This is a genomic window from Salibacterium qingdaonense (genome assembly GCF_900114715.1).
GTDB lineage: Bacteria > Bacillota > Bacilli > Bacillales > Marinococcaceae > Salibacterium > Salibacterium qingdaonense.
Genome location: NZ_FOTY01000002.1, coordinates 76136 through 93595 on the forward strand (window position 1 = coordinate 76136; position 17460 = coordinate 93595).

Consider the following 17460-nt stretch of genomic DNA (forward strand, 5'->3'; position numbering starts at 1 on the left):
GGGGAGGCAGTATCATGCATTTTGCGGTGACATCCCGGGGAGATGACGTATCGGACACACTGAAAAAAGATATTACATCGAGCCTGGAAGAACATGGGCTGACCGAAGATATCGAACAGCCGGATGTGGTAATCAGTGTCGGGGGGGACGGTACGCTTTTAGAGGCTTTCCACAGTTATCATGAACGGTTGGATGACACCTGTTTTGTCGGTATTCACACGGGGCATCTCGGATTTTATGCTGACTGGCAGCCGGAAGAAGTCGAAAAACTTGTTATTCATATTGCGAAAACGCCGTTTCAGGTGGTGGAATACCCTCTTCTGGAAGTGGTGGTACGCCACTATGACTCCGATAATCCTGACCGCTATCTCGCGTTGAATGAGTGTACGGTGAAGACACTTGAAGGTTCTCTCGTCTGTGACATTGACATTAAAGGGGAACCATTTGAAACATTCAGAGGAGATGGTCTCTGCATTTCCACCCCTTCCGGAAGCACAGCCTATAATAAAGCACTGGGAGGCGGTATTCTTCATCCTTCGCTGCCTTCCATGCAGCTCACGGAAATGGCTTCTATCAACAACCGGGTGTATCGTACCATCGGCTCTCCTTTAATCCTTCCCCAGCACCATACCTGTCTGCTGAATCCATTAAATGATGTGGAGATGCAGATAACCGTGGATCATATGTCTATGGTCGACCGATCCATTAAATCGATACAATGCCGGGTGGCCGAAGAAAATGTCAGATTTGCCAGGTTCAGACCTTTTCCTTTCTGGAAGCGTGTGAAAGAATCATTTATTGGAGATGGGGAGTAACGGGATGGAAGACTTCCACAAGCTGGAATGGTCGATCCCGCAGGAAGCAGACGGTAGATCCGTGAAAACCTACCTGAGACAGAACAAAAAAATGTCGGGAAGCACGTGGAAAGTGCTGAAAAGAGACGGGGAAATCATACTAAATAATAAGCGGGCTTCGGGGAAAGATGGAGTCACGTACAAAGATCTGCTTTGTGTGTATCTGCCGGGAATGCCTTTTCCGGAAGGAATTCCAGCCTGCCATCTGCCGCTTGATATCCTGTTTGAAGACAGTCATCTGCTGATAGTAAATAAGCCCCCAGGTCTGCCTACGCTGCCCGGCCGGGGCAGAGAAGCAGAAACGCTTGCGGGAGCGGTGCGTTATTATTACGAAAAGTACGATATACGAGCTTCTTTTCATGCTGTCTCAAGATTGGACCGGGAGACAAGCGGTATTGTAACCATTGCCAAACATCGTTATGCCCATCAGCGGCTGGCTGCCTTTTTTGATACATACAGCGGTATGAAACAGTACATCGGCATCACAGACGGAATATGGTACCCTTCAGAGGGTGTTATCCATGCACCGATGGAACGAAGACCTGACAGTATCGTGAAGCAGCATGTGTCCACACATGGAAAAAGAGCAAAGACCGGTTTTCAGGTAGTAAAAAGAAAGCACGGCCGCTCCATGGTTCGTTTTACTCTTTATTCCGGAAGGACCCATCAAATCCGGGTGCACAGCGCTTATGTGGGTCATCCGATTGTTGGGGACGATCTATACGGAATGAAAGGCAGAGACGTTGAACGCCATGCACTGCACGCCTCCCGTCTTTGTATTTTTCACCCCGTGACAGAAAAATGGCAGACGATTGAAGCTGATTTGCCGGAAGATATGGAGAATATACTATAGTGGAATGTCAGGAAACATGCGAAATTTTTCAGGAATGTAGGGCATGCTCGACAACACCTGGGTATATGTCATTTCAGGATAATGCAGCCCTGTTAAATGCCCGCCAAATACACATCCGGTGTCTATGTTGACGGTATTATTTAATTTCCGCGGCTCCGGAACAGGAGTGTGTCCGTATACAATCAGGCGTTTTCCGTTATAATGAGCGGCCCAGTCCCGTCTTACCGGTGTGCCGTCCTCCTTTTTCTCCCCGGTGATGTCTCCGTAAAGAACAAATGTTTTGACGCTTTTCCCGCTTTGGCCGATATATTTTTCCAAAATACCGGCATGAGCCGCAACGATGCGCTCCTGGTCCAACGGAAGGTAAAGCGGGGCGTCCTTGAATAGATGGATGAACTTGTTTTGAATGCTTTTCGATGTTTCCAAAGAGAGGGCATTCAGTTCTTCAATGGTAGTGTCCATCCCTCCGGTGATCTGCACAGGGCGCCCCAGCATATAGCGGTACAGCTTATCACAATGATTACCTGGAATATAGAGCGCGGCTCCTTTCTCCACCATTGCAGCCACAAGTTGAATAACGCCTGCAGAATCAGGTCCGCGGTCGGTCAGGTCCCCTATGAATACAGGGATCCGTCCATCCGGGTGCAGGTAACTGTCTCCGTTCTTTTTATAACCGGCTTTGTGAAACCAGGCCGTCAGTTCCTTATAACAGCCATGCACATCACCGATGAAATCGAATGTCTCCAATTCGGGGCCTCCTTTTTTCCCTGATGGAACAATGCTATAATATATCGTAACACTATGTTAAGATCAAACCATTCAACCAGCCCAAAAGGAGCGAATAGTAATGAATCTTTCACTCGAAGGAAAAACATACGTCATCATGGGGGTGGCGAATAAACGAAGTATTGCCTGGGGAATCTCGCAAAGCCTTTCCAAAGCCGGCGCGAAACTCATATTTACATATGCCGGGGAGAGAATGGAGAAAAATGTGAGACAGCTCGCTGATTCGCTCGACCAGGAAGAAACGATTGTTCTCCCCTGTGATATAACAGATGATGCTGAGATTGAAAAAACATTTCAGGATATTAAAGACAAGGTGGGTCACATTGACGGTCTTGCGCACTGCATTGCCTTTGCCAATAAGGAAGAGCTGGACGGGGATTATCTGAATACGACCCGCGATGGTTTTATGCTGGCTCACAGCATCAGTTCCTATTCATTGACGGCGGTGGCCAAAGTGATCCGGGATCTGGACTTGATGAAAGAAGGCGGGTCCATCGTTACGATGACGTATCTCGGAGGAGAACGGATTGTAAAGAACTATAATGTGATGGGAGTGGCTAAAGCCTCTCTTGACGCAAGTGTTCAGTATCTTGCCAACGATCTGGGCAAAGAGAGCATCCGCGTCAATGCCATTTCCGCCGGGCCTATCCGCACCCTTTCTGCCAAAGGCATCGGCGGCTTTAACGATGTTCTGCAGGAAATGGAGGAAAAAGCTCCATTAAACAGGCTCGTTACCCAGGAAGAAGTAGGAGACACCGCTCTCTTTTTAATGAGTGACCTTGCCCGGGGTATTACAGGAGAAACCATTCATGTCGACGCTGGGTACAACAAGGTCGGTTTATAAACCGTAAAAGAGAACCGCCGGCTCATCCATCGGGTGAGCCGTTTTTTTGTTGACGATGTCAGAAAACGCAGGTAAGATGATGGACTGAGTAAGATTGGAGATGGGGTTGGTTTATGGAAGTGAAAAAAGTACTAAATAATAATGTTGTCATCGCCCTTCATTCCGAACTCGATGAAGTCATTTTAACGGGAAAGGGGATAGGGTTCGGAAAAAAAGAAGGAGACCCTGTGGATGAAAGTGGTGCTGAAAAGTTCTTTGTTCTGAAAAACGAGAAGGAACAGGAACAATATAAACAGCTTTTGATTGAAGTGGATGAATCATTTATCGGCTGTATGAACGATTGCATGACGATGCTTGAAAATCGTTTCCAGGTCCAGCTGAACGAACATATTCACGTTGCATTGACCGATCATCTGTACTATGCGGTGCACCGGATAAAACAGGGCATGGAAATACGAAATCCGTTTCTACAGGAGACAGAACTTGCCTATCCGGCGGAATACCAAGCAGCGAGAGACTTGTTGTTTCATCTTGAAACGTGTACCGGGATCTCGATGCCCGAAGGTGAGATTGGTTTTGTCGCGCTCCACATTCATACGGCATTGACCCAGCGCCCGCTGCAGGAATTGAATGAACATACAAGGCTTGTTTCCGGACTTGTAGAACGTATTGAAGAGACACTGCAGGTTTCCATGAATACGAAAAATCTGGATCATCAGCGGCTTCTACGCCATCTCCACCAGACATTGGAGCGTATTCAGAAAGAGGACTACGGGGACGAACCGGATTCATTAAAAAATGTATTGAAATACGAATACCCCCTGTGCTACAATCTTTCATGGAAGTTGATAAAAATGATGCAGCAAGCATTGAAGACGCCTGTACCGGAAAGTGAAGTTGTGTATTTAACACTTCATTTGCAAAGGCTTTCAAGAAAACATAAATAAATCTATCCAATCATTTCCGTGTGACTGGTCAAGCAGGCATGAGAGAAGTGGCTGGTTCGTTTCTTGAAGATCGGGGATACGTGTATCGTTCCCGGGTCCAGTGAAACGCACCGCCTGTCTCTCATGCCTTTTTTTATGCTGCTGTTTCAAACAAAAAGGGAGGAAATACAATGTGGAAAAAAGCGTTCGGCCTGCTTCAACGTATCGGCCGGTCCTTGATGCTTCCAGTAGCGCTGCTGCCAGCCGCTGGATTAATGCTTGCCATCGGGACGGCAATGCAGGAAGACAACATGATTGCCATCATGCCGTTTCTCGAATCTGAAATATTTGTTTTCATTTCACAATTGATGATGGATGCGGGTGGAGTCGTTTTTGACAACCTTGCTGTCTTGTTCGCTGTCGGGGTGGCCATCGGTCTTGCCAATGGGGACGGTGTTGCCGGTCTTGCCGCTCTTATCGGCTTTTTCATCATCAATGTGACGATGGGAGTCATTGAAGAGGTAACTCCGGAAATGGCATCGGATAATCCGGCTTTTGCCGAAATACTCGGTGTACCGACGCTGCAGACGGGGGTATTCGGTGGTATCATTGCCGGAATACTTGGTGCGTTCATGTACAACCGCTATTATAATATTCAATTGCCTCAGTACCTGGGATTCTTTGCAGGAAAGCGATTTGTACCGATTGCTACGGCATTTGGAGGTTTGATTATAGGGGCGGCATTAACAGTTGTATGGCCGCCGGTCCAGGGTTTCTTGAACAACATGTCCCATGTCGTAACTGAATCGAATACGACGATTTCCGTTTTCATTTTCGGTGTCATTGAACGGGCTTTGATACCGTTTGGGCTGCACCATGTGTTTTATAACCCGTTCTGGTATGAATTTGGATCGTACGTTAATGAAGCGGGTCAAACCATTACTGGAGACCAGCAGATCTTCTTTGCACAGTATCAAGACGGAGTGGAAGAATTTACAGCGGGCACGTTTATGGTAGGACGTTTTCCGTTCATGATGTTTGGCCTTCCGGGTGCTGCGCTTGCGATTTATCACTGTGCAAAAGCAGCCAAGAAAAAATATGTAGCAGGTATCATGGGATCAGCTGCTTTGACATCGTTTTTGACAGGAATTACAGAGCCGCTTTCGTTCAGCTTTCTATTCGTCGCGCCGGTTCTTTTTGGAATCCACGCGATTTTGGCAGGATTTTCGTTTGTGGCGATGCACCTGCTGGACGTTAAAATCGGTCAGACGTTCTCCGGCGGTGTCATCGACTTCTTCCTGTTCGGTATTATACCGAACACTACACCGTGGTGGCACGTAATCTGGGTCGGATTGATCCTCTTTGTTGTGTATTACGTTATCTTCCGGTTTGCGATTACGAAGTTCAACTTAATGACACCGGGACGTGAAGATGATGACGAAGATGAGAATGACCAACAATCCGGTTCTTCAAGCGCCGGCGAGCTGCCGTATAATGTACTTGAAGCTTTTGGCGGTAAAGAGAACCTGGATCATCTTGATGCCTGCATTACAAGACTCCGTATTACCGTTAACGACAAAAGCAGTGTCGACAAAAAACGACTGCAAAAACTTGGAGCATCCGGGGTGATGGAAGTCGGCAATAATGTGCAGGCTATCTTCGGCACACAGTCCGACGCGCTGAAATCACAAATGCAGGATATTATCGAAGGCCGTGCTCCTGCTGCCCCAACCGACGAATCACCTGAACTCGATCCGCAAAAAGAAGCTGAGCCTGCCGTGCAGATTGGGGAAGATTCCTCTATTGTAATAGGTGGTATCGCGGACGGTGAAATTGTGAACATGGAAGACGTGCCGGATGATGTATTCTCAGGAAAAATGATGGGAGACGGTTTCGCCGTGAAGCCGGAAAACGGAGAGTTTGTCTCCCCGGTCGATGGTACGATTCACAATGTGTTTCCGACAAAACACGCTGTCGGTATAAAGACAGCAGAAGGTCTTGAAATCCTCGTTCATATCGGGCTTGATACCGTCAACATGAAAGGGGAAGGATTCGATGTGCATGTAGAAGAAGGAGATGAAGTCAAGCAGGGACAGGCTCTTGTGACTGCCGATCTTCAAAAGATTGAAGAAAATGCAGCTTCAACCATCACACCGATTGTCTTCACCAATCTATCTGAGGGTCAAAGCATTCATATGGAAACGAAGGGCTATATGAAAAAGGGAGAGAAACAGACAGCGGAAGTAAAATAAAAAACAAAACATGGGCATATGTTTGATTCCGGATGAATCTTGAACAAAAGCCTTCCCTGTGCATACAGCTATGGTGAGAGGCATATCTCAATCTTCCTTGAAAGGGAGGAATAGCTGATGTCCCACGGTTTTAACAACAGTTTCACGCTTATCGTTGTTCTGTTCATCCTGCTCGTGATCGTTGGGTCCGCTTACGTTTGCTAGAAACGAAGCTGCTCAAAAAAAGAGCTCCGGATTCCATTCAAGATGGACCGGGGCTCTTTTTTAATGTCTATATCCATTAAATAAAAAAGATCGAATGAAAAAATGGAACTGTTGCAGGAATGAATAAAAAACACATGCATATAGTGGAAGTAGGAAAAAGACTTTTGTTTGCAGAGGGGGATGGATGGAATGGAACAGGAAGAGCATGGACAGAAAAAGGAAACCGGGCCGTTATATTACATCGAACAACCTGCATTTACCTCATTGTCCGGGCCTGGACAGACCGTTTCCATTAAAAAAAACGCGGGAACGGGAAAACGGAGAAAAAACGGTGTCCGCAAAAACAACCGCTCCAAAAAAGCGGAAGAAGAACAAAAGAACGACGATCCCCCTGATGAAGAAGAAATACCGGAGAACCTATTGGAAGTAGAAAGCGACAGCTCCGAGCAGACAGTCCGGGATCTTCTGCATTATATAGAAACCCTTCCCCACTTTCTTCACCCGGTGGTGGCGTGTGAAACCAATGAACAGTACTTCCATGGAGATATCCTTGACTCCACAAAAGAAAAAATAACATTCAGGGACCGGAGAAGTTTTGAAGAAAACGTCATACAGGTAAAAGATATCGTCCACATGCGTATCATCAGTCTATAAAAAAATCAGCCGGATTATACCGGCTGATTTTGCGTTTACCCTTACCCTATTTGCAGTGGTGATCGATGTCGCCGACAAGATTTGGATCCAAGCACTGAATCGCGCAGAAGCAATCGAGATCTACTTCGATGCAGTAGCGGGTGCGCTCGAGTTCTTCCACTTCGCATAACGAAGTAGGGTCTACGCAGCACTTGTTGAATTCCAGTTCACTATCAGGACGAAGAAGAGAGAGGGTAGCGCAGCAGTTGTCCTCATCAATTTTTTCCACACGGAAGAAAGTGGTTTGGAAGCAGTCGTTTCTGCCTACCGCTCCGACAGAGGAAAAATATTCGCCTGTTTTTGTTTGAAGAAGGAATGGAACTGTATCCAGCCCGTTGTTATTGCCGGCAGGACTTAATAAGCTGTCGAAGCATTTGTTACGGCAGTTGCCACCATTGTTGTCAACCTGATCCTGAGCATTCTTGATGGCCGCAACCGCATCGCAGACGCAGCTGCCTGCAGTCTCATCGTGTTTTCTGCATCCCATTACATTCACTCCTTTAGCTGTCTTTTCCTTATCATCATATATCTACAGCCCGCAAATGGTGTATGAAAATAGAGGATTTTATGATAAATGGGCGTTTTTATTGAAGGAATAAGATTAAAAATATAAATTTCGGGTATATAAAGAATAAAGAAAGCAAAAGATGATGAGCGGAGTAAAAGCGGAGAGGTGATAAAATGGGTTATATTGCACCTGTGAATAATGAGACCGCCGTGAATTATGAAAGCCGCCGAGCAGAACAGGCACCGGCAGTACCCAGAGTGGACCGGGTACAGGAAGCCGTCATGACGCAATTTCAGGATAAGAATGAAAGAAATGACATCCATCATTATGAAGAGACAGCCGTCATGAATAAACGAAAAGAAATAGAACAGGAACTGTATGGCATTGGAGAACGCCTGGATTTTCAGGCATAAAAAGCAGCTTCAGTTTTTCCTGAAGCTGCTTTTTATTTTGGGAAGTGATCATGTCCATGTTTTTTTCATCTCAACGTGGGGCATGCCGGCATCGTAAAACTCCCCGGAAGTAACTGTATAACCGAGTTTTTTGTAAAAATCAGCTGCGCTGATCTGGGCGTTCAATTTCATACCGGAGGCTCCGTTGTTCTTGGCGGTCTGTTCCATTTTTTCCATAATAGCTCTACCGGTGCCGGTGGAGCGGTAAGAAGAGAGAACGCAGACACGTTCTGCTTTTCCAACGTTGTCCACAAAACGAAGACGCCCGGCACCGACCGGAAGATGATCATCGTACGCCGTGAAGTGGTAACCTGTTTCGTCATATTCATCCATTTCCATCTCTTCGGGCACGTTTTGTTCGTGCACGAATACCTGGAAGCGGACATGGTACGCATCCTGCTGTTGTTTGTCATCCTGCACCTGAAATACAGTTATCATCGGGATCATTCCTTTCCAGTATCATGTTGGAGCATAAAACGTAAAGCCCGGGGCAGATCTTTTTCCCAAACCGCCCAGTTATGCGCTCCATCCAGTTCATCATAATAGTAATGTCTGTTTTCCTTCCGGAAATGGTGAAACAGCTTTCGGTTTGGCGTGAGAAAATCAACGATTTTACCGTCTGTTGTATGTACATCTGTTTCCCCGGTTCCTATGGTATGGTAGATGTCAAATGATTTCCAGGCATCATTTTGGGATATGGTCTGTAAAACATCGTCATTAACAAAAGGAGAATGCATGATAACACGTGCAAATGTGTTCGGATAATGCAGAGCCGTCAGCAGAGAAATGGTTCCTCCGAGAGAATCACCCATTAATATCCGTCCGTATGGGAGGCCATACGTCGAATACGTCTGTTCCAGAAATGGCAGGAGTTCAGACGCCAGGAACACCATATAATTCCGGACGCTGCTGCCATCAGGATGATACCACTGCCTGCGCTTCATTTTGTCAGGATAGGGGATACCGACTACGATAGTCTGTTCCGCTCCCTGCTCTATAGATGCTTCTATTTTTCTTCCAATCTTACCGAGTTGAAAATAATCCCGGCCGTCCTGGGTGATGGCCAGGTGGTATGTATATAACGGACTGTAATAGGGCGGGAGATAAACAGGAAGTTCAAAAGTATGATCGAGGAGACTGCTGTAAAAGGGTAAAGCTTTCATTGTTCCATTCAAGGCAGGGCTTCCTTTCAAGACATTTTATAGATATAGAGCGTAACACGGGGCAGAACGAAGTTCAACTAAGAGAACCTGTTAAACAGAAATCATACAGCCTTCCTGTGCATATGATAAAATTAAAAGTAAGGGGGAATTTAAAATGAAAAAACCCGTAGCAAGCGATGTTGTAGAAAAAGCCGCCCGTGATGCCCTGAAAGAAAGAGGTGTCACGATAGAAAGCATCGCTGATATTGTATATGAAATGCAGGCGAAATACGCTCCAAACCTGACAATGGACGATTGTTATGAAAGCGCGGATGCTGTTTTAGGCAAGCGGGAAATCCAGCACGCCATTCTGGTTGGCATTGAACTGGACAAACTGGCTGAAAATAATCAATTGTCCGAGCCGCTTCAAACACTGGTCGATACAGATGAAGGATTGTTCGGCGTGGATGAGACGATTGCGCTCGGTTCCGTGTTTGGTTTTGGAAGCATTGCCGTGACGACATTCGGCTATCTTGATAAAGAAAAATCCGGTGTTATTAAAGAGCTTGACGGTAAAGAAAAAGAAGTACACACGTTTCTCGATGATCTTGTAGCAAGTGTTGCTTCCAACGCATCCGCAAGACTGGCTCACCGGATGAGAGACCGCGATGAAAGCCAAAGCAATGATAAAATAAAAAAGCGGGAAGATGAAGAACTAATCGGTTAAACAATAGAATAAGATGCAAACTGTCCCTTAAAGGACAGTTTCTTTTTAGCCGGGGCGAAATAAACGAAAAAAACTTGCTGTATGACGTGATTTTTCCCCGGTAATGGGATAAAATAGAAACGAAGATCAAAAGAAGGAGCAGGATGTTTGTGAATGCAGCACAACCTCGTTGGATCTATTGGAAAGAAACGTTCCGCTCCAAGTTCCAGGCGGGCTGCCTGAAAGCCAAACTGGAAGATAACTGGAGCAACGGATATGAACTCGGGCCGCTTGTTGAAATCCGCAAACTAAAGTCAAACAAATACGTCGTCCGCTATACGTTCGATGAATCGTAAAGTATGGAAAATAAAAAGCGCTCGGGGAACAGTTCCTCGAGCGCTTTTTGTTTATTCTTTCGGAGATACCATTTTGGAAGGATCGACGATTTCATCAAATTGTTCTTCGGACAGCATACCGCTTTCAAGGACTGCTTCTTTCAGCGTCTGGCCTTTTTCGTGAGCAGTTTTTGCGATTTTCGCCGCATTCTCATATCCAATATGCGGATTGAGGGCGGTGACAAGCATCAAGGAATTGCGGAGATGATCATCAATCTTCTCCTGATTCGGTTCAATACCGACCGCGCACTTCTCATTAAAGGAAGTCATGGCATCAGCCAGAAGATACGAAGACTGCAGGAAGTTGTAGATAATAACCGGTTTAAATACATTCAGTTCAAAATTCCCCTGGCTGGCCGCAATGCCGACTGCCGCGTCATTTCCCATAACCTGGGTGGCGGCCATGGTTGTCGCTTCTGCCTGTGTTGGATTGACTTTACCCGGCATGATGGAACTTCCCGGCTCATTGGCGGGGATGGTGATTTCACCAATGCCGCTGCGCGGTCCGCTTGCAAGCCAGCGCACATCGTTTGCAATTTTCATCAAGTCAGCAGCCAGTCCTTTTAAAGCCCCGTGCGCGTAGCTGATCTCATCATGACTCGTCAAAGAGTGGAACTTATTAGGGGCGGAGCGGAATGTGATGCCGGTTACTTTCGTGATTTCTTCTGCGGTATAGTCACCGAAAGAAGGATGGGCATTAATGCCGGTACCGACCGCTGTACCGCCGATAGCCAGGTCTTTTACATGGGCAGTGCTTTCCTGAATCATCTGCCCGCTCTTTTCGAGCATCCGGTGCCATCCGCTGATTTCCTGTCCCAGTGTAAGCGGGGTGGCATCCTGAAGGTGGGTGCGCCCGATTTTGATGACGCTGTCGAAGGTGTGCATTTTTTCATCAAAGGTGGATTTTAATGTATGCAGCGCAGGCAGCAGAGTATGTTCCACCTTCTGTACCGCGGCAATATGCATAGCGGTCGGAAAGGTATCGTTGGAGCTTTGCGAACGGTTGACATCATCGTTTGGATGGATGGAGGCACTGCTTCCTTTTTCTTTTAGGATTTCCGTTCCCCGGCGCGCCAGTACTTCATTCATGTTCATATTCGACTGGGTGCCGCTTCCGGTCTGCCAGACAACAAGCGGAAAATGTTCATCCAGATCCCCGCTGATCACCTCATCTGCCGCCTCAGAGATCGCCTCGGCTTTTTCCGGTTCGATGACTTCAAGACGTTTATTGGCAAGAGCTGCCGATTTTTTCAAAACAGCAAACGCGTGAACTACTTCAATCGGCATCGTCTCCCTGCCGATTTTAAAATTTTCAAGGCTGCGCTGCGTCTGCGCTCCCCAGTACTTATCGGCTGGAACCTGCATTTCACCGAGGGTATCTTTTTCGATTCTGTACTCCATGGTCGTTCCTCCTGTTTTCTAGTCAGTGTGTGTTACATGCATGTCTGCAAGTAAAATAGTTCTATTCTCAGGATAGAAAAAATTCAGTCGAAAGAAAAGTATTCCGCGTATTTTTTTCAAAATACATCGAAAAAAACATTAAGAAACACAAGGTATAAGCCGATAAAAAAATATATAAGCAAAAAGTCTTGTGCTTGAAGTACTTAATAGGAAAGAAGGGGATGTATTTGAAATCGATTCGGGCGAAGTTAATGGGGATATTTTCATTTATTCTTGTGCTGCTGCTCGCGTATGCGGGATTTATGTTTGTGTCTGTCCAGGATATGAATGATAAAATTGGCAGCGTTATCAATGATGACATGAAAAAAATTCAGACCTATGAGAGTTTGGCTTACAACATTGCAGAACGCCAGTCTGCCGTGAGCGCTTATATTCTCACAGATGATAATACGTACAAAGAACAATTTAATGAACTGACCGAAAATTCCAAAGAACTGGAAGAAAGTCTGAAAGGTCAGGTAGAGCAGCGCCGGCTTGATTCTATCATCACGGCGTCCCAGAATTGGGAAGCATCGGTGCGAAAGGATGTATTTGACCGGCACGACAGCGGGATGAAAGAGTACGCGGAGTCCACCCTGACCGACGATTTGATGCCTAAGGGAATGGAAATTAAAGAAAGCCTGCAGCGGATGATTTCGATGGAACAGGCCTCTGTTGATATCAACGCAGCACTGCTTGATACCCAAGCCGATCGTCTGCTCTGGATTACCATCGCAACCGGGGCCGGTATTACCATTATTGGTCTTGTCATTGCACTCATTATGTCCGGAAAAATATCAAAACCGATTCGTCAGATTTCAACCAAAGCAAAAGTCTTGTCCGAAGGCGACCTTACGGTGGAAAACATTCAAACAAAATCGAAAGATGAGATTGGGCAGCTGGCCCGCAATTTTAATGAGATGGCAGATAATCTTCGCGGCCTTCTCGTTCAGACGACATCTGCTGCTGAGAGAGTGGCTGCTTCCTCGGAGCAGCTTTCAGCCAGTTCTGAAGAGACATCGGCCTCCACCAATGAAATCGCGTCTACGATACAGGAAGTGTCCGAGCAGACGGATTATACCAAAGGCAAGGCTTCCGAAAGTTCAGCTGTCATGGAGCAGCTGCGACAGGATATTGACAAGGTGGCTTCCGCTTCTGTTGACGTGTCAGAAAAAGCCAGGGAAACAGAAGAAGCCGCGGAAAAAGGAAAAGAAGAAATTGCACAATCATCCGAACAAATGACGATCATTAACAATGTGGCTCAGGAAACAACCGAGACGATCAAAAAACTTGGCGAACGTTCGAGAGAAATCGGAACGATTATTGGGACGATAACCGATATCTCAGAGCAGACCAATTTACTTGCGCTGAATGCGGCAATTGAGGCAGCCAGAGCCGGTGAACATGGAAAAGGGTTTGCTGTTGTAGCCGATGAGGTGCGAAAACTGGCTGAGGAATCAAACCAGTCCGCCGCAAAAATCACCTCACAGATTAAAGCCATTCAAAACGAAACGCAAACAGCCGTAGAAAAAATGGAAAAAGGAGCAGATGAATCGCAGGAAGGTGTGGCACTGGTAAATAGAGCCGGAGAATCTTTTGAGACGATCAAAAGCTCGATAGAGGAAGTCGGAAGCCGTCTGAAGTACGTTTCTGACTTATCCTCCAATATGTCTGTCAATTCCACGACAGTAAACAAAGCTGTAGAAGAGATGAGTGACGCTGCAGCTACCAATGCAGGAAGCGTTCAGAATGTTGCAGCGGGAACAGAAGAACAGCTTGCGGCAATGGAGGAAATATCCAGTTCCTCGGAGGATCTCAGTTCGATGGCCCGGGAACTGCAGGAAGAAGTCAGCCGTTTCAGATTATCGTAAGCGTCGTTGAGACTGGAACAAAACCTTTGTAAGAAACGGAGAATGCCGAATGATTAAAAAATCATTCGGTATTCTTCGTTTTGGAGATACACCGCTGCGCCAACATACTTCGCTTTCACTCCGGAGTACAAGGGCGGCATCGATTCGCCAGGGCTCGCGGGCGCGGTCCTGCCGTATCAGCTGCTTGTTGAATCCGGCGGATTCCGGACGTTCCAGGCTCCGTTTGCCGGAGGAATCGATATCACACCTGAACTGCTCCGCGAGGGTATCATGATGCCAGCCGGTATAACGGAGAATAAGAGACCAATTCCGTCAGTACGAATGCAGAAAAATAAAGGCATTTGTTTGTTGCGTTCAGGTTGGGTGGACGGACGTTCGTTGGAAATGAGTCCCAAGGCACTTCAGGGTATCACGCAGGCTCTCAAACGTCGTTAGGCATGTCGCCAGAGGCACTTTAGAGAGTCCGGTGTGCTCTTAAACGTCATTATGAATGATTCATAAAGCACTTTAGAGAGTTCTGTGCCCCCGCAAACGTCATCATGAGCGGATCGAGGCTGCGTTCAGCGGGAAAACGCACGTTCCGAAGCAGCAAAAGCCCGTGTCGCTGCGTGAAAGGAGAGATGAATAGTCCCAAGGCACTTTAGAGAGTTCTGCGCACCCGTAAACGTCGTTAGGCGCATCGTCAGAGGCACTTTAGAGTACCAGGTGCGCCCATAAACGTCACTATGAATGATTCCGAAAGCACTTTAGGTGGTTCCGCGCACTCGTAAACGTCATTATCCTGTGGAAGTACATTACGTGCGGTCGCCGATCTGACCGCACATTCTGCGGGGTGCCCGCGGCTCAAGCTGTCCTAAGCAGGAGACAACGCATGTTGACTCCGCTGATTTACTACTGAACAGTGCCGTAAAACATTCGCGTTTTCCTCCGCCTGTTTTTCTTTTGTCCCGTACTCTTTTATATTATGATGAAGGTATTGAAAATCTTGGAGAAAGTGGGGAACGTTCATGGACGAGCCTTATGTATTCATCACAAGACGCATGCCTGAAGATATCAAAGCACGGCTGGAAGCATCATGCCGCGTTTCGATGTGGGAGTATGAAGATATCCCGGTATCAAAGGGCCGGCTGGAAGAAGAAATAAAACATGCCGACGCTCTTTTTTGCAATGTCTCTGACAACATCGATAACGAGATGCTGAACAAGGCCGAACACTTAAAGGTCATTGCGACGATGGCTGTCGGCTATAATAACATCGATATTCAGACCGCGGCGGATAAGGGGATCCAGGTGGCACACACACCAGATGTTCTGACAGAAACGACCGCTGATTTAACATTTGCACTGTTGATGGCGTCTGCCAGAAGGATCGCGGAAGGAATAGATGTCATTAGAAACAATGAATGGGGAGCCTGGGCACCTTTCTTTTTGACCGGCCGGGACATTCACCATGCCAGGATTGGAATCATCGGTATGGGGCGTATCGGGGAGGCCGTGGCCAGACGCGCTTCAGGCTTTAACATGGACATCGTGTATCACAACCGCTCCCCAAAACCTGATGTCGAGGAGTCGCTTGGTGCCTCGTATGCCGGTATGGATGAGCTTTTAACCACCAGCGATTTTGTATGCGTACAGACGCCATATACAAAAGAAACCCATCATTTGATTGACGGGAATGCCCTGCAGAAAATGAAAAAAAATGCGGTTCTTATAAACACCTCGCGCGGAGCAGTGGTGGATGAAACGGCGCTTTATGAAGCACTGCAGGCAGGTGAGATCCGCGCCGCCGGTCTTGATGTGTTTGAAAAGGAGCCGATTGGCGCCGATCACCCGCTTCTCACTCTCCCCAATGTCACCGCTCTTCCTCACATCGGCAGTGCCAGTGAGGACACCAGACAGAAAATGGCCGAAATGACAGCTGATCATATTCTGGAAGGTCTGCGAGGAGATACGGTTTCCAATAAAGTTGTATAATCAGGTCAGGAGAGAACTACCGGGTGGGAAGAAAAGTTTCTGCCAAAACAAGCTCCCGCTTATCATGAAAGATAGGCGGGAGCTTGTTGTGCTGCGTTTACTGCCGGGATGCGCTCTCTTCCTGCCGTTTTACTTTCAGAAAATGGGTGGTTTCTGCCACCACAATGCCGGATAGTCCGAGCAGTCCGATCAGGTTGGGAGCGGCCATCAATCCGTTCATCACGTCCGCGATCGCCCAGACGGTCTCCAGATTAAGCACGGCTCCGGCTAAAATGGCAGCCGTGAACACGAGCCGGTACGTGAGGATTGAAACAGGCTTTTTGGTAAGGTAGTAGATGCAGCGCTCTCCGTAATATGACCAGCCGAGTATCGTGGAATAACAGAAAAAAATCAGTCCGATGGACACAATGAGAGAGCCCGCCGGCCCGAGAAAGGATTCGAACGTGGCTGATGTAAGCGCTGCGCCTTCCACATCCGATCCCAGACCTTGATAAAGTCCTCCCATGACAAGGGCAATGCCGGTTATCGAGCAGATGACAATCGTATCGATAAACACCTGAGTCATAGAAACGAGAGCCTGCCGTCCCGGATAATCTGTTTTAGCAGAGGCGGCTGCGATGGGGGCGGACCCAAGTCCCGCTTCGTTTGAAAACACGCCCCGGGCCACCCCCATCTGAATCACTACTCCGATTGCTCCGCCGGCTGCTGCCTGACCGGTAAAGGCGTCTGATAGTATCAAACCAACGGCTGCAGGGACGGCCTCCAAGTGAAATAGGATGATCCCAAGACCGGCTGCTACATACAGCACTGCCATGAATGGAACGATGATCGAGACAACTTTACCAATCGTCTTGATCCCTCCAATAATAACAATTCCTACAAGGATCATTAATATAATCCCGGTAGCCAAATCAGGAAAACCCCAATTGGACTGAAGAACCTCTGCTACGGAGTTCACTTGAACGGTGTTGCCGATTCCAAACGATGCCCCTATGGCAAAAACCGCAAATAATACCGCAAGCCATTTCCAGCCGAGTCCTTTTTCAATATAATACATCGGTCCGCCCGCCATCTCTCCGTTGTCGTCTTTTATCCGGTATTTGACGGCGAGAATCGCCTCAGCGTATTTGGTCGCCATACCGAACAGGGCGGACACCCACATCCAAAGTACCGCACCGGGACCGCCTACCACAACGGCGGTCGCCACTCCGGCAATGTTTCCGGTGCCTACGGTTGCAGCAAGAGCCGTCATCAAAGACTGAAAGTGGGAAATATCGCCTTCGGATGATTGATCTTTTTTCCGAAAAACGAGTTTCAGTGCGTATGGAAGCATGGAAATCTGCAGGAATCCAAGCCGCACTGTAAGAAAAATGCCGGTACCGACGAGTAGAATTAAAAACGGCGGTCCCCAGACAAAATCACTGATTGTTCCGAGTATCTCTTGTACATTCATTAACATTCTCCCCTTTAACGTGCGATGAAGCCATCACTGAACATATTCTTTTTTTCATTTTAAAGATGAAGGATACAGCTAATATATCAGATTGGAAACAGATGTAAC

Annotated in this window: 18 protein-coding genes; 12 read left to right on the plus strand and 6 right to left on the minus strand. The window is 47.2% G+C overall.

What is annotated here, in order from left to right; all coding sequences use genetic code 11:
- The first annotated feature begins 11 nt into the window (after window positions 1-11).
- Window positions 12-815 (plus strand): NAD kinase, encoded by an 804-nt coding sequence (locus tag BM058_RS01980; protein WP_090925364.1) that lies wholly within the window; start codon window positions 12-14, stop codon window positions 813-815.
- 4 nt (window positions 816-819) lie between these two features.
- A complete protein-coding gene (locus tag BM058_RS01985; RefSeq protein ID WP_177195389.1) occupies window positions 820-1707 on the plus strand; it encodes an RluA family pseudouridine synthase in 888 nt (295 codons plus the stop codon).
- Here the strand turns inward: BM058_RS01985 and prpE are convergent.
- Window positions 1702-2454, minus strand: a complete 753-nt coding sequence (gene prpE, locus BM058_RS01990) for a bis(5'-nucleosyl)-tetraphosphatase PrpE (RefSeq protein WP_090925366.1) — start codon at window positions 2452-2454, stop codon at window positions 1702-1704. The two genes, BM058_RS01985 and prpE, sit on opposite strands and share 6 nt — an antisense overlap.
- Window positions 2455-2554: 100 nt before the next feature.
- Here prpE and fabI point away from each other — a divergent pair, with 100 nt between their 5' ends.
- The 5 genes from fabI to BM058_RS02015 all read left to right on the plus strand — a co-directional run bounded on the left by fabI (window position 2555) and on the right by BM058_RS02015 (window position 7373).
- Window positions 2555-3337: an enoyl-ACP reductase FabI gene (fabI, locus tag BM058_RS01995; protein WP_090925367.1), complete on the plus strand. Its 783-nt coding sequence runs from the start codon at window positions 2555-2557 to the stop codon at window positions 3335-3337.
- A 113-nt stretch (window positions 3338-3450) separates the two neighbouring features.
- Window positions 3451-4284 carry a glucose PTS transporter transcription antiterminator GlcT gene (gene glcT, locus BM058_RS02000; RefSeq protein WP_090925368.1) on the plus strand — a complete coding sequence of 278 codons (834 nt, stop codon included), beginning with the start codon at window positions 3451-3453 and terminating at the stop codon, window positions 4282-4284.
- 170 nt (window positions 4285-4454) lie between these two features.
- The gene (gene ptsG / locus BM058_RS02005) at window positions 4455-6515 is read left to right on the plus strand and encodes a glucose-specific PTS transporter subunit IIBC (protein WP_090925369.1); all 2061 of its coding nucleotides are present in this window, start codon (window positions 4455-4457) and stop codon (window positions 6513-6515) included.
- Window positions 6516-6632: 117 nt separating this feature from the next.
- Window positions 6633-6719, plus strand: a complete 87-nt coding sequence (locus tag BM058_RS02010) for a YjcZ family sporulation protein (protein ID WP_090925370.1) — start codon at window positions 6633-6635, stop codon at window positions 6717-6719.
- 189 nt (window positions 6720-6908) lie between these two features.
- Window positions 6909-7373, plus strand: a complete 465-nt coding sequence (locus BM058_RS02015) for a hypothetical protein (RefSeq protein ID WP_090925371.1) — start codon at window positions 6909-6911, stop codon at window positions 7371-7373.
- A gap of 46 nt (window positions 7374-7419) precedes the next feature.
- Here BM058_RS02015 and BM058_RS02020 read toward each other — a convergent pair whose 3' ends face one another.
- Window positions 7420-7899: a CotY/CotZ family spore coat protein gene (locus BM058_RS02020; protein WP_090925372.1), complete on the minus strand. Its 480-nt coding sequence runs from the start codon at window positions 7897-7899 to the stop codon at window positions 7420-7422.
- A gap of 194 nt (window positions 7900-8093) precedes the next feature.
- Here BM058_RS02020 and BM058_RS02025 point away from each other — a divergent pair, with 194 nt between their 5' ends.
- Window positions 8094-8333: a hypothetical protein gene (locus BM058_RS02025; RefSeq protein ID WP_090925373.1), complete on the plus strand. Its 240-nt coding sequence runs from the start codon at window positions 8094-8096 to the stop codon at window positions 8331-8333.
- 48 nt (window positions 8334-8381) lie between these two features.
- Here the strand turns inward: BM058_RS02025 and BM058_RS02030 are convergent, their stop codons facing one another.
- Together BM058_RS02030 and BM058_RS02035 are read right to left on the minus strand one after the other, a co-directional pair.
- Complete coding sequence (locus tag BM058_RS02030) at window positions 8382-8810, minus strand: GNAT family N-acetyltransferase (protein ID WP_090925374.1); 429 nt, start codon at window positions 8808-8810, stop codon at window positions 8382-8384.
- 5 nt (window positions 8811-8815) lie between these two features.
- Complete coding sequence (locus tag BM058_RS02035) at window positions 8816-9547, minus strand: alpha/beta hydrolase (RefSeq protein ID WP_245736784.1); 732 nt, start codon at window positions 9545-9547, stop codon at window positions 8816-8818.
- A gap of 142 nt (window positions 9548-9689) precedes the next feature.
- Between BM058_RS02035 and BM058_RS02040 the strand changes: the two genes are divergently transcribed.
- The gene (locus tag BM058_RS02040; protein WP_090925375.1) at window positions 9690-10241 is read left to right on the plus strand and encodes a phosphatidylglycerophosphatase A family protein; all 552 of its coding nucleotides are present in this window, start codon (window positions 9690-9692) and stop codon (window positions 10239-10241) included.
- A gap of 149 nt (window positions 10242-10390) precedes the next feature.
- On the plus strand, window positions 10391-10576 hold the full coding sequence (locus BM058_RS02045; protein WP_245736785.1) for a hypothetical protein: 186 nt from the start codon (window positions 10391-10393) through the stop codon (window positions 10574-10576).
- A 51-nt stretch (window positions 10577-10627) separates the two neighbouring features.
- On the opposite strand, the gene fumC is transcribed toward BM058_RS02045, so the two are convergent.
- On the minus strand, window positions 10628-12016 hold the full coding sequence (gene fumC / locus BM058_RS02050; RefSeq protein ID WP_090925377.1) for a class II fumarate hydratase: 1389 nt from the start codon (window positions 12014-12016) through the stop codon (window positions 10628-10630).
- Between the two features lie 227 nt (window positions 12017-12243).
- Between fumC and BM058_RS02055 the strand changes: the two genes are divergently transcribed.
- Both BM058_RS02055 and BM058_RS02060 read left to right on the plus strand, forming a co-directional pair.
- Window positions 12244-13926, plus strand: coding sequence for a methyl-accepting chemotaxis protein (locus BM058_RS02055; RefSeq protein WP_177195390.1), 1683 nt, complete (start codon window positions 12244-12246; stop codon window positions 13924-13926).
- A 1007-nt stretch (window positions 13927-14933) separates the two neighbouring features.
- Window positions 14934-15899, plus strand: a complete 966-nt coding sequence (locus BM058_RS02060; RefSeq protein ID WP_090925379.1) for a 2-hydroxyacid dehydrogenase — start codon at window positions 14934-14936, stop codon at window positions 15897-15899.
- A 97-nt stretch (window positions 15900-15996) separates the two neighbouring features.
- Here BM058_RS02060 and BM058_RS02065 read toward each other — a convergent pair whose 3' ends face one another.
- Window positions 15997-17358: an alanine/glycine:cation symporter family protein gene (locus BM058_RS02065; RefSeq protein WP_090925380.1), complete on the minus strand. Its 1362-nt coding sequence runs from the start codon at window positions 17356-17358 to the stop codon at window positions 15997-15999.
- Window positions 17359-17460 lie beyond the last annotated feature (102 nt).